Origin of the sequence: Sulfitobacter sp. M39, assembly GCF_021735935.1 — a bacterium.
Lineage (GTDB): Bacteria > Pseudomonadota > Alphaproteobacteria > Rhodobacterales > Rhodobacteraceae > Sulfitobacter.
On sequence record NZ_WMDZ01000001.1, the window covers coordinates 373,929 to 386,600 of the forward strand.

The window sequence follows — 12,672 nt, forward strand, 5'->3', positions numbered from 1 at the left end:
CCAGCGCTCCTGCGGGGGAAGGTTGCGCGCTTTGCCCAAGCCGCCCGAACAGACCGCCTTGCGCGTTACCCTACCCGCCCTTATGTTACAAAATATACAAACTGAAAAATGTCAGGTAACATTTAAGTTGCGTCGAATCGCGACTATCCCTACGCTCGTCAACCAAGGGAGACTTTCATGGACGCTTTTATTTGTGACGCACAGCGCACACCCATCGGCCGCTTTGGCGGCGCATTGTCATCGGTCCGCGCCGATGATCTGGCAGCGGCACCGATTGCCGCACTGATGGCCCGCAATCCTGATCTGGATTGGTCCAAAATCGATGACGTGATCTTTGGCTGTGCCAACCAGGCCGGCGAAGACAACCGTAACGTGGCCCGTATGGCCGCCCTGCTGGCCGGTCTGCCGGTCGATGTGCCCGGTGCAACGATCAACCGCCTATGTGCCTCTGGCATGGATGCCGTCGGTGCCGCGGCCCGCGCGATCAAATCCGGCGACATGGATCTGGCGATTGCCGGCGGTGTCGAAAGCATGACCCGCGCGCCTTTCGTGATGCCCAAGGCAGAAACCGCCTTCTCGCGCAACAACGCTGTCTATGACACCACCATCGGCTGGCGCTTTGTGAACCCCAAGATGAAGGCGCAATACGGCGTCGAATCCATGCCCGAAACCGGCGACAACGTGGCTACGGATTATGATATCAGCCGCGAAGATCAGGACGCCTTTGCCAAGCGCAGTCAGGACCGTTGGGAAGCGGCGGACAAGGCCGGTGTTTTCGCCGACGAGATCACCCCCGTGTCGATCCCGCAGCGCAAGGGCGACCCGATTGTCTTTGACCGCGACGAACACCCGCGCCCCGGCACCACGATCGAAGCGCTGACCAAGCTGCGCCCGATCAACGGCCCCGACCTGACCGTGACCGCGGGCAATGCCTCTGGCGTCAACGACGGCGCGGCGGCGATGCTGATGGCCTCTGAGGCGGCGGCGTCGCAGCACGGGTTGACCCCGATTGCACGCGTTGTCGGGATCTCTGCCGCCGGTGTTGAACCGCGCGTCATGGGCATCGGCCCTGTTCCTGCCAGCCAGAAAGTTCTGGCCCGCGCAGGTCTGACCATCGACCAGATGGATGTGATCGAACTGAACGAAGCATTCGCTTCGCAAGGGATCGCCACTTTGCGCGCGCTTGGCGTGGCGGATGATGCACCTCATGTGAATGCCAACGGCGGCGCGATTGCCATCGGTCACCCGCTGGGGATGTCCGGTGCCCGTCTGGTCATGACCGCAGCCCTGCAGTTGAAACGCACAGGCGGCCGCTATGCGCTGTGCACCATGTGTGTCGGCGTCGGCCAAGGCGTCGCCATCATCCTCGAACGCGCTTAACGCAATTATCCCCCTGAAAGGATCTGAACGATGTATGCACAGATGATCAAATCCACCGGCCAAGGTGTCAAATCTCTCGAAGAGATGGATCCGCAGGAACGCGCCTTTCAGGAACGGATAAATGCGGGCGGCAAGATCGAACCGAAAGACTGGATGCCTGAGGGGTATCGCAAGAACCTCGTCCGGCAGATCGGCCAGCACGCGCATTCGGAAATCGTGGGCCAGTTGCCAGAAGGCAACTGGATCACCCGCGCCCCGACGCTGGAACGTAAGGCGATCCTGCTCGCCAAGGTGCAGGACGAGGCAGGCCACGGTCTGTATCTCTATTGTGCCGCCGAAACACTGGGGGTCAGCCGTGACCAGCTGACCCGCGACCTGCTGTCGGGCAAGATGAAATACAGCTCTATCTTCAATTATCCGACCCTAACATGGGCCGATATGGGGGCTGTCGGCTGGCTCGTGGATGGGGCCGCGATCATGAACCAGGTGCCCCTGCAACGCACATCCTACGGCCCCTATGCCCGCGCGATGGTACGTATCTGCAAAGAGGAATCGTTCCACCAGCGCCAAGGCTACGACATCATGATGAAGATGGCGAAGGGCACAGAGGCGCAGCGCAAGATGGCGCAGGACGCGTTGAACCGCTTCTGGGGCCCCGCGCTGATGATGTTTGGCCCGTCGGACGAAAACTCTGTCCATTCGGCGCAATCTATGGCGTGGAAGATCAAGATGAACTCCAACGACGAACTGCGTCAGAAGTTCGTCGATGAATGTGTCCCGCAGGCCGAATATCTGGGCCTCACCGTTCCCGACCCCGATCTGAAGTGGAACGAGGAACGCGGGCATTACGACTTTACCCAGCCCGATTGGGACGAATTCTTTGACGTGCTCAAGGGCAATGGCCCCTGCAATACCGAACGGCTCGCCGCGCGCAACAAGGCGTGGGACGACGGCGCGTGGGTGCGGGACGGTTTGATGGCACATGCGGCGAAGAAACGCGCCGCGAAACTGGCAGCGGAGTAAGCAAGATGAGCAGCCCAGAAGCAAAACCCTACCCCGGCACCCAAGCGGTCGACCACGGCAAGGCGCGCGCCGATGAATGGCCCCTGTTCGAGATCTTCATTCGCGGTCAGCACGGGCTGAGCCATCGCCACGTCGGGTCGCTTCACGCCGCTGACGCCGAAATGGCGATCAAGAATGCCCGCGATGTTTATACCCGTCGCAACGAAGGCGTGAGCATCTGGGTCGTCGAGGCCGCCCATATCGCCGCCTCCTCGCCCGAGGAAAAAGGCCCGCTGTACGAGCCCGCCAACGACAAAGTCTACCGCCACCCCACCTTCTTTGACATTCCAGACGAAGTGGGGGCGATGTGAGCACGGCAAATATAGACCCTAACAAAGGCGATATGTTCGAATTTCTATGCCGGATGGGGGATAACACCCTTGTTCTGGGGCACCGCGTTTCGGAATGGTGCGGCCACGCCCCCGTGCTGGAGGAAGACATCGCGCTGGCGAATACCGCGCTGGACCTGATCGGCCAGACCACGCTGTGGCTGGATCTGGCAGGCAAGGTTGAAGACGCGGGTCGCGATGCGGATCGGCTGGCCTTTCACCGTGACGTTTGGGATTTCCGCAATCTGTTGTTGGTCGAACAGCCCAACGGCGATTTCGGCCAGACGATCATGCGCCAGTTTCTGTTTGACGCATGGCACCTGTCGCAGCTGACCGCCCTGATGGAAAGCAGTGATGCACAGATCGCCGCCATCGCGGAAAAGTCGAGCAAAGAGGTGACCTACCATCTGGAGCGCGCGACAGACACGGTGATCGGCCTGGGCGACGGCACCGAGGAAAGCCACCGCCGCATGCAGAACGCGCTGGACCTGTTATGGCCCTATGTCGGGGAAATGTTCGTCGCGGACGCCGTGGACGAGGCTATGGTCGCAGCAGGCATCGCGCCCGATCCTGCGTCCCTGCGCGCCGCCTACGATACCTTGGTGAACGATATCTTCACCGCCGCCACGCTGACACGGCCCGAAAGCGATTTCGGCCATCACGGCGGCAAATCCGGTAAGCGCCATTCGGAACATCTGGGGCATATGCTGACGCAGATGCAATGGCTGCAACGCGCCTACCCGGATGCGACATGGTAGTCGAAAAACCTTCGTTAGAGACTGTTTGGGGCTGGCTCCACGCCGTGCCGGACCCCGAGATTCCGGTAATCTCGCTCACTGATCTGGGGATCATCCGCGATGTGCAATGGCAGGATGACACGCTAGAGGTCACGGTGACGCCGACTTATTCCGGCTGCCCCGCGACGACGATCATCAACCTTGATATCGAAACGGCATTACGCGGGCACGGGATCGAAAAACTGGCTCTAAAGCGGCAACTTTCGCCTGCCTGGACCTCTGACTGGATGACCGACGCGGGCCGTGCCAAGCTGGAAAGCTACGGCATCGCCCCGCCCCAACCCGCAGGTGGCCCTGAACACTGCCCCCGTTGCCAATCGACGCATCTGGAAAAGATCAGCCAGTTCGGATCGACCCCATGCAAGGCGCAATGGCGCTGCACCGACTGTCTGGAACCCTTCGATTATTTTAAGTGTATCTGACCCATGAGCCAATTCCTCCCCTTATTAGTGACTGATATTCACCGCACCATCCGCGACGCGGTGGTCTTGACCCTGCAGCCCGAAGACCCAAAGGCGTTTGCCTTCAAGCAGGGTCAGTATCTGACCTTCAAACAGGATTTCGACGGGACCGAGCTGCGCCGCAACTATTCCATTTGCGCCGGTCTGGACGACGGCGTGCTGCAAGTGGGGATCAAGCGGGTCGATGGCGGTGCCTTCTCTACCTTTGCGAACGAGGTATTGAAGGTCGGGGATACGCTGCATGCCATGCCCCCCCAAGGCACGTTTTCCGCCGGGTTAGAGCCTGATCGCGCGCGGAATTACCTTGGCTTTGCCGGCGGGTCTGGGATCACGCCCGTGCTGTCGATCCTCAAGACGGTGCTGAAACGCGAGCCCAAATCGACCTTTACGCTGGTCTATGCCAACCGCGCTGTGAACACGATCATGTTCCGCGAAGAGCTGGAGGATCTCAAGAACCGCTATATGGGCCGGTTGAGCGTCATCCACATGCTGGAAAGCGGCCAAGACATCGACCTGTTCACCGGCCGTGTAGACCAGAATAAATGCGCCGAGTTGTTCAAGACCTGGATCGACGTGTCGGACATGGACATGGCCTTTATCTGCGGGCCGGAGCCGATGATGCTGGCCATCGCGGATGCCCTGAAAACCCACGGGTTAGAGCCTGATCAGATCAAGTTCGAGCTGTTCAGCGAAAGCCAACAGGGTCGTCTGGCGAAACAGGAAATGGCCAAGCGCAGCGAGGGTCAGGCGCAAACGCAGGTGACCGTCAAAATCGACGGCGCGCAGCACAGCTTTACCATGACCAAGGGGCAGTCGGTGCTGGATGCCGCGCTAGAGAATAACCTTGATGCGCCCTTTGCCTGCAAGGCGGGGGTCTGTTCGACCTGCATGTGCAAGGTGACCGAAGGTGAGGTCGAGATGCTGTCGAACCACGCGCTGGAAGATTACGAAGTTGAACGCGGATACCGGCTGAGCTGCCAAAGCTATCCGCTGAGCGACACGCTTTTCATTGACTACGACCATCACTAAGGGGCCCAATATGCGCGATATCCAAAGCTTTGCCGCCGGACAATGGATCAACCCCGGTGCCGGTGCACGCAACATCGCAAGCGCGATCACCGGCGAGATCATCGCCCAAGCAGGCAATGACGCGCTGCAGGTTCAGACGATGCTGGCCTTTGCCCGTGACATCGGCGGCCCTGCCCTGCGCAGGCTGACGTTTCATGACCGCGCCAAGATGCTCAAGGCCGTCGCGCTTTACCTCAATGACCATAAACAGAGCCTATACGAGCTGTCGTTCGACACAGGCGGCACGCAGGCCGATCACCTGATCGACGTGGATGGCGGCATCGGCACGATGCAGGTCTACGCCGCCAAGGGTCGCCGCGAGATGCCGGATGACCAGATCTATCTGGACGGTCCCGTGGAACAGTTGGGCCGCACCGGTCAGTTCATGGGGCGCCACATCTGCACGCCGCTGCAGGGCGTCGCGGTGCATATCAACGCCTTCAACTTCCCCGTTTGGGGCATGTTGGAAAAGCTCGCCCCGACGCTGCTTGCGGGCGTGCCCGCCATCGTCAAACCCGCCACCGCCAGCTGTCAGGTGACCGAGGCCTGTTTCCGCCTGATGATCCAGTCCGGTATTCTGCCAGACGGCGCGATCCAGTTGGTGACGGGGGGCTTGGGCGATATGCTGGACCACCTCGATTGTCAGGATGTCGTTAGCTTTACAGGCTCTGCCGAAACCGCGCTGAAACTGCGCAGCAACCCTGTGTTGGTCGAACGCTCCGTCCGGTTCGCGTCTGAACAGGATAGTCTCAATGCCTCTGTGTTAGGGTCTGATGCGGGCCCCGGCACGCCCGAGTTTGATCTGTTTGTGAAAGAGGTCCAGCGCGAGATGACGGCCAAGGCGGGGCAGAAGTGCACCGCCATCCGCCGGATCATGGTACCGCAACCCCATGTGGATGCGCTGATCGCTGCGCTGTCGGACCGGCTGGCCAAAGTCACCATCGGCGATCCCCGTCTTGAGGGCACGAAAATGGGCGCGCTTGTTTCGCAATCGCAGCGCCGCGACGTGCTTGAGAAAGCCGCCCTGATCGGGTCAGAGGCAGCGCGTGTCTTTGGCGACCCCGATGCCTTTACGGTCGAGGGTGCGGATGCGCAGAAAGGTGCGTTTATCCCGCCGATGCTGTTCCACTGCGCCGATCCCGATGCCGCCACGCATGTGCACGACACCGAGGCTTTTGGCCCTGTGTCCACCATCATGCCTTACCGTGACACCGATCATGCCGTCGCGCTGCTGAACAAGGGCAAAGGGTCGCTGGTCGCATCCATCATCACCCGCGACGGCGAGACCGCGCGCGACATGGTGATGGGCGCAGGCGCGTTTCACGGGCGGCTCTATTTCAACAACCGCGACTCGATGGCCGAGGCGACGGGCCACGGTGCCCCCCTGCCCCACATGGTCCACGGGGGGCCGGGGCGTGCAGGTGGCGGCGAGGAACTGGGCGGCGTGCGCGGCGTCATGCATTACATGCAGCGCACCGCCATTCAGGGCAGCCCCGATATTCTGACCGCCATCGGCAAGCAATGGGTGCCCGGCGCGACCGAGATTTCGGACCGCGGCCACCCCTTCACCCGCCACTTTGGCGCGCTGGATCTGGGCGAGACTTTCAATTCTGCCAGCCGCACCGTGTCGCTGGAGGATATCGAGACTTTCGCCCATTTCACCGGTGATACGTTTTACGCGCATATGGATGACGCCGCCGCCAAGGCGAACCCGTTCTTTCCGGGCCGTGTTGCCCATGGCTATCTGCTGCTAAGCTTTGCCGCCGGGCTGTTCGTGCAGCCTGACCCCGGCCCTGTGCTGGCGAACACCGGGCTGGACAACCTGCGCTTTATGGCACCGGTGCAGGCGGGCGACAGCATCAAGGTCCGGCTGAGCGTCAAGGCAAAGACGCCTCGCAATGACGAATACGGTGAGGTACGCTGGCACGTGACCCTGACCAATCAGGATGATGCCGCCGTGGCCGAGTATGAATTGCTGACGATGAATGCCTATTGACGACTTTGACCTTGCGATCGCCCCTCTGAAAGACCTTGGCGGCCAGCGCGTCTGGTCCCTTATGATCAGTCTCTTTGGTGATCTGGCCCGACAGGAAGGGCAGATCATCGGCGGGCCGGTGCTGTCGGCGATCATGTCGGCGATGGACGTCCGCCCCGAGGCCGCGCGCGTGGCTCTGCATCGTTTGCGCAAGGACAAATGGATCGCCTCCGAGAAACACGGGCGGATCAGCCATCACAGCCTGACCCCCGAAGGCCGCGCACAAAGTCAGGCGGCCAGTGGCCGGATCTACGCCACCCCTGACGATCTGCCGGAACACTGGCAAATGATCGTGACCGATGACGCCGACACCGGCGCGCTGGAAAAGGCGGGGTTCACCACCTTGATGCCGCGCCTTTATGTCGGGGATGCCGCCCTGCCTGTGCCGAACGATGCCGCCATGCTGCCCGGTCAGGCTGCCCCCGACTGGATGAAACGCCAGCTAGAGCCTGCCTCTCTTGCCGAAAGCTATGCGCAGCTGTCAGACGCCTTGCACCATGTCGCGCGCGACCTTGCCGGTGCCGACACGCTAACGCCGTTACAAATTGCGACCCTACGCTGCCTAATCGTGCATAATTGGCGCCGCCTTGCGCTGAAGCACCCTGCGCTGCCGCGTCCGCTGATCCGCGATGATTGGGCCGGTCTAGTCGCGCATCAAAGGGTTGCTGCTCTGCTTGCAGCCTACCCACGCCCCGACCTGCCGGAAATCGCCACCGCTTGAGGCCGCGCAGAAAGCGATGCTTTCCCAACGCGCGCCGTCGGGATATAGGGAGGGCATGACAAATACAGTTTACCAAAATGACCTGCCCGACGGGCTTAACCTTGGACCGATGGTCGCCATTGACTGCGAAACCATGGGGCTGCATCCTCACCGTGACCGGCTGTGTGTCGTGCAGCTGTCTGGCGGTGACGGGAACGCGCATCTGGTCCAGATCGCCAAGGGCCAGACCGAGGCCCCTAATCTTTGTGCCCTGCTCGAAGACCCGCATGTGCTCAAGCTGTTCCACTATGGCCGGTTTGACATCGCAGCCTTGCTGAACACCTTTGGGGCCAAGGCCGCGCCGGTCTATTGCACCAAGATCGCCAGCCGCCTTGTGCGCACCTATACCGACCGCCACGGGCTTGCCAAACTCTGCCAAGAACTGCTGAGCGTCGATATCTCCAAACAGCAGCAATCCAGCGATTGGGGTGCCGAGACGCTGACCAAAGCGCAGATCGACTATGCCGCCTCGGACGTGCTGCACCTGCACAAGCTGCGGGACGTGCTGAACCAGATGTTGATCCGCGAAGGACGCATCGAGCTCGCGCAAGCGTGTTTTGAATTTTTGCCAACCCGTGCCCAACTCGATTTGGACGGCTGGCCCGAAACGGATATTTTTGCACACGCATGACCACACCTTTCCTAGATACCGCCCGCCGCGTCATCCGCACCGAAGCCCAAGCGCTTGAACAACTCGCCGACAGTCTGGACGACCGGTTTCGTCAGGCGATCGACCTGCTGGTCGCGACCCGTGGGCGGGTGATTGTCACCGGCATCGGCAAGTCCGGCCATATCGCCAAAAAGATCGCCGCGACGCTGGCAAGCACGGGCACGCCCGCGCAATTCGTCCACCCTGCCGAGGCAAGCCACGGCGATCTGGGGATGATCACCAGCAGCGATGTGGTGCTTGCGATCTCTAACTCGGGCGAAGCGCCGGAGCTTGCCAATCTGATCGCCTATTCGCGCCGCTTTTCCATCCCGCTGATCGGCATCACCAGCCGCGCGCAAAGCAGCCTTGGTGCGCACTGCGACGTGGTGCTGGAGCTGCCGCAACTGGCAGAGGCCTGCGGGACCGGCGTGGTGCCGTCGACATCGACCACGATGACGCTGGCAATGGGGGATGCTGTGGCGATTGCCCTGATGGAAAACCGCGCCTTCACCGCCGAGCATTTCCGCGAATTCCACCCCGGTGGCAAACTTGGCGCACGGCTTAGCCGCGTCGCTGATCTGATGCACACGGGTGATGCGCTTCCGCTGGTGCAGGTCGATGCCCCGATGTCCGACGCGCTGATGGCGATGAGCAGCAAATCCTTTGGCGTGGTGATTGTCACCGACAGCAACGGCGCGCTGGCCGGTATCATCACCAGCGGCGATTTGGGGCGTCACCTTGATGGGTTGATGTCCAAAACCGCGCGCGAGGTCATGACGCCGACCCCTGTCACCGTCGCACCCGACGCGCTGGCGGAAAAGGCCGTGGGCATCATGAACGCCCGCAAGATCACCTGTCTGCTGGTGCTGGACCCCGCCCAAGGGGACGTCCCCGCAGGTCTGCTGCATATCCACGACTGCCTACGCGTCGGTCTGGGCTAGGGCGCGATGCAGGGGGACCGTTACACAAGGCTGATCTCTTGGCTCAAGGTGCTGTTCCCCTTGGCAGCGCTTGGCCTGCTGTCGACCCTGTTCCTGCTGTCGCGCGCGATTGATCCCGGGCAGGCCATCCCCTTTGCCGAGAAAGAGGTGCAAGATCGCCTGCGCGACCAGCAGATCACCGGTCCCTTCTTTACCGGCGCAACGGCAGAGGGGGACGAACTGTCGTTCTATGCCGATGTGCTGACCCGGCCCGACGGGCAGACTGGCATGAACCACGCCGAAAACCTGCGTGCGACGATCAACACCCCCGAGGGATCGACCTTTCGCCTGCAATCGGATCTCGCTGATTTTGACATCGCCAAAGACGTGGCCGATCTGCTGGGCAAGGTGATCCTGACGACCTCGACCGGATACCGGCTGCAAAGCGAGAAGATCACGTCTGACCTCTCCGGCCTAAACATCCAGTCGCCGGGAACCGTGTTCGGCACGACCCCCGGTGGTAATCTAGAGGCCGGAGCCATGTCGATAACGCAAACAGATGATCAAACCGCCCCCCAATTGGTTTTCACAAACCGGGTGAAGCTGATATACAAACCGAAATCCAAATCAGAGTGACGCACGTGAAACACCTACTGCTGCCCGTTTTTCTGCTCCTTTCCGCGATGCCAATCGCCGCACAGGGGACCAATGTGGCCTTTGGGTCGATCCGTCAGGATACCGGCCTGCCCGTCGAGGTGACCGCCGACAACCTGTCAGTCGATCAAGCGGACGGATCGGCTGTTTTCACTGGGAATGTGCTGATCGGTCAGGGCGAGATGCGCCTCTCCGCCGCACGCGTTCTGGTTGTGTACCGTGCAGAGGCTGAAGGCATCGCGCGGCTTGAAGCAACGGGCGGTGTGACCCTTGTATCAGGCAAAGACGCCGCCGAATCAGAGCGCGCGGATTACGACATCGACACGGGCACGATCGTGATGTCGGGGAACGTGCTGCTGACCCAAGGGCGCAATGCGCTCAGCTCTGACACGATGAGCGTCAAGCTGTCGGACGGCACGGCGCAGATGTCCGGCCGCGTGAAAACAATCCTGCAAACGGGCAGCAACAACTGATGTCTTCCCCGAATTTGACGGTCACGGATGGCGCAAGCGGTCTGCGCATCGAACATCTGCGTAAATCCTACCGCAAGAAAACCGTCATCCGCGACTTCTCGATGGAGCTGAACCGGGGCGAGGTTGTTGCCCTGCTGGGGCCGAACGGGTCCGGCAAGACGACCACCTTTTACGCGGTTGCGGGGCTGGTCATGCCCGAAGGCGGCACTGTCACGATTGATGGCAAGAACGTCACCACCCTGCCGATGTATCGCCGCGCACAGCTTGGCATCGGCTACCTTCCGCAAGAGATGAGCATCTTTCGCGGGCTCAGCGTGCAAGACAATATCTCGGCGATTCTGGATATCTCTATCTCTGACGCGCGCGGGCGGCGTGAGCGGCTTGAAGCTTTGCTGTCGGAATTTTCCATCGAACACCTGCGCCGTGCGCCTGCCTTGGCCCTGTCAGGCGGGGAGCGTCGCCGCGTGGAAATCGCCCGCTGTCTGGCGGCCGATCCCAAGTACCTGCTGCTTGACGAACCCTTTGCGGGCGTGGACCCGATTTCGGTGGATGACATCCGCCATCTGGTTGCCGATCTGAAAAAGCGCGGCATTGGCGTGCTGATCACCGACCATAACGTACGGGAAACATTGGATATTGTGGACCGCGCCTACATCTTGCACGAAGGCACTGTGCTAATGTCCGGCACCCCCGAAGAGGTCGTGCAGAACGAGAATGTACGCCGGGTCTACTTGGGCGATAACTTCCGCATTTCCTAATCAACTACAGACATATTGCGCTAGTTTCCGCACATCCATGCGCCGGATTCATTTGACAACGCGGCCCAATCACGCGCTCAATAGGACTATGGCGAGACGGCGTATCATGTTTGTGCTGCATCCCCCCCTTCCCAAAGGGATGGTGTCTCTCAAACTCGTCGCATCGTCATTCACCCGCATCTGACCCCGCCTTTACCGCATTTTATGCGGCCTATGGTGTTGTCCGGATCATAAGAACAAGGAGAATTTATGCGGTACCAAATCAGTGGCAAACAAATCGACATCGGCGAAGCCCTGCAAACGCATGTGAAAACGGAATTGGGCGAAGCTGTCCAGAAGTATGCTGAGCGTCCGACGGACGCGAATGTCATCTTTTCCAAATCCGGTCACGAGTTTGTCTGCGAAGCGACGGTGCACCTATCGACTGGCCTTACGGCGTCAGCGAAAGCGCATGCTACTGATATCTATGGATCTTTCGATTCATGTGCAGCAAAGATGGAAAAGCAGCTAAGGCGCTACAAGCGACGGTTGAAAGATCACCATCGCGAGCGTGCGCAACCGGTTGAACTTTTCGGTGCATCCTCGTATATCCTCGCCTCAGAAAGCGATTCAGACGCGCAGGAACCCGAAACACTCCAACCCATGATCATCGCGGAAATGCAGACCAAGATCGCGACCTTGTCTGTGGGTGAAGCTGTGATGCAGATGGAAATTTCGGGAACGCCTGTCGTGGTCTTCCGCAAAGACGGCCAAGAAGGCGTAAACGTTGTCTACCGTCGCGAGGATGGGAACATCGGCTGGATCGATCCGTCGTAACACAAACCGGACCCATCAGCGGCCGAGAACAGAGCGAGCAGAATGAATTTTGCGAAACTCCTAAAACCGGGGGCTGTCAAAGTCCTCACATCGGCCTCAAGCAAGAAACGCCTGCTCCACGATATCGGGGAGCTGGCGCATAATGCTTACGGGTTGAAAGCCGCCGCGGTGGTCGAAGCCTTGATGACGCGCGAATCCCTTGGTCCGACAGGCGTGGGCCACGGGGTCGCGCTGCCCCACGCGCGGCTTGAAGGTCTGGACAATGTGCTGGGGGCCTTTGTGCTTCTGGACAAGCCGATCGATTTCAACGCGGTCGACCGCCAGCCGGTCGATATCGCCTTTGCGCTGTTTGCCCCTGAAAGCGCGGGTGTCGAACACCTCAAGGCGCTTGCGCTGGTGTCGCGTACCCTGCGCAATGCCTCTGTCTGCTCTAAGCTGCGGGCCAACCCGGACCCCGCCACGCTTTACGCGATCCTGACCGAAGCACAGGCAACGCAGGCCGCCTAAGCG

At 60.6% G+C, this 12,672-nt stretch carries 15 protein-coding genes; all 15 read left to right on the forward strand.

The genetic code is table 11. The features are described from left to right. Window positions 1-177 precede the first annotated feature (177 nt). A complete protein-coding gene (gene pcaF / locus GLP43_RS01790; RefSeq protein ID WP_074636548.1) occupies window positions 178-1,380 on the forward strand; it encodes a 3-oxoadipyl-CoA thiolase in 1,203 nt (400 codons plus the stop codon). A 30-nt stretch (window positions 1,381-1,410) separates the two neighbouring features. Continuing rightward, the gene (gene paaA, locus GLP43_RS01795) at window positions 1,411-2,403 is read left to right on the forward strand and encodes a 1,2-phenylacetyl-CoA epoxidase subunit PaaA (protein WP_237277967.1); all 993 of its coding nucleotides are present in this window, start codon (window positions 1,411-1,413) and stop codon (window positions 2,401-2,403) included. Between the two features lie 5 nt (window positions 2,404-2,408). Further along, window positions 2,409-2,753, forward strand: coding sequence for a 1,2-phenylacetyl-CoA epoxidase subunit PaaB (gene paaB, locus GLP43_RS01800; protein WP_005850550.1), 345 nt, complete (start codon window positions 2,409-2,411; stop codon window positions 2,751-2,753). 53 nt (window positions 2,754-2,806) lie between these two features. Then, window positions 2,807-3,529, forward strand: coding sequence for a 1,2-phenylacetyl-CoA epoxidase subunit PaaC (paaC, locus tag GLP43_RS01805; RefSeq protein ID WP_237279903.1), 723 nt, complete (start codon window positions 2,807-2,809; stop codon window positions 3,527-3,529). Beyond that, a complete protein-coding gene (gene paaD, locus GLP43_RS01810; protein ID WP_237277968.1) occupies window positions 3,523-3,990 on the forward strand; it encodes a 1,2-phenylacetyl-CoA epoxidase subunit PaaD in 468 nt (155 codons plus the stop codon). The genes paaC and paaD overlap by 7 nt, the downstream gene beginning before the upstream one ends. Before the next feature lie 3 nt (window positions 3,991-3,993). Next, entirely contained in the window at window positions 3,994-5,058 is a 1,065-nt protein-coding gene (locus GLP43_RS01815; protein WP_237277969.1) for a 2Fe-2S iron-sulfur cluster-binding protein, read from the forward strand. A 10-nt stretch (window positions 5,059-5,068) separates the two neighbouring features. Beyond that, window positions 5,069-7,093, forward strand: a complete 2,025-nt coding sequence (gene paaZ, locus GLP43_RS01820) for a phenylacetic acid degradation bifunctional protein PaaZ (RefSeq protein WP_237277970.1) — start codon at window positions 5,069-5,071, stop codon at window positions 7,091-7,093. Then, complete coding sequence (locus GLP43_RS01825) at window positions 7,083-7,853, forward strand: PaaX family transcriptional regulator C-terminal domain-containing protein (protein ID WP_237277971.1); 771 nt, start codon at window positions 7,083-7,085, stop codon at window positions 7,851-7,853. The genes paaZ and GLP43_RS01825 overlap by 11 nt, the downstream gene beginning before the upstream one ends. Before the next feature lie 55 nt (window positions 7,854-7,908). Continuing rightward, the gene (locus GLP43_RS01830; protein ID WP_005850559.1) at window positions 7,909-8,523 is read left to right on the forward strand and encodes a ribonuclease D; all 615 of its coding nucleotides are present in this window, start codon (window positions 7,909-7,911) and stop codon (window positions 8,521-8,523) included. Further along, window positions 8,520-9,482 (forward strand): KpsF/GutQ family sugar-phosphate isomerase, encoded by a 963-nt coding sequence (locus GLP43_RS01835; protein ID WP_237277972.1) that lies wholly within the window; start codon window positions 8,520-8,522, stop codon window positions 9,480-9,482. The genes GLP43_RS01830 and GLP43_RS01835 overlap by 4 nt, the downstream gene beginning before the upstream one ends. Window positions 9,483-9,488: 6 nt before the next feature. After that, window positions 9,489-10,097 (forward strand): hypothetical protein, encoded by a 609-nt coding sequence (locus GLP43_RS01840; protein WP_237277973.1) that lies wholly within the window; start codon window positions 9,489-9,491, stop codon window positions 10,095-10,097. Further along, window positions 10,094-10,588: an LptA/OstA family protein gene (locus tag GLP43_RS01845; RefSeq protein WP_237277974.1), complete on the forward strand. Its 495-nt coding sequence runs from the start codon at window positions 10,094-10,096 to the stop codon at window positions 10,586-10,588. The genes GLP43_RS01840 and GLP43_RS01845 overlap by 4 nt, the downstream gene beginning before the upstream one ends. After that, window positions 10,588-11,346, forward strand: coding sequence for an LPS export ABC transporter ATP-binding protein (lptB, locus tag GLP43_RS01850; RefSeq protein WP_005850564.1), 759 nt, complete (start codon window positions 10,588-10,590; stop codon window positions 11,344-11,346). The genes GLP43_RS01845 and lptB overlap by 1 nt, the downstream gene beginning before the upstream one ends. 249 nt (window positions 11,347-11,595) lie before the next feature. After that, window positions 11,596-12,162, forward strand: a complete 567-nt coding sequence (gene hpf, locus GLP43_RS01855; RefSeq protein ID WP_138924731.1) for a ribosome hibernation-promoting factor, HPF/YfiA family — start codon at window positions 11,596-11,598, stop codon at window positions 12,160-12,162. Between the two features lie 42 nt (window positions 12,163-12,204). Then, window positions 12,205-12,669 carry a PTS sugar transporter subunit IIA gene (locus GLP43_RS01860; RefSeq protein WP_005850566.1) on the forward strand — a complete coding sequence of 155 codons (465 nt, stop codon included), beginning with the start codon at window positions 12,205-12,207 and terminating at the stop codon, window positions 12,667-12,669. The last annotated feature ends 3 nt before the right edge of the window (window positions 12,670-12,672 follow it).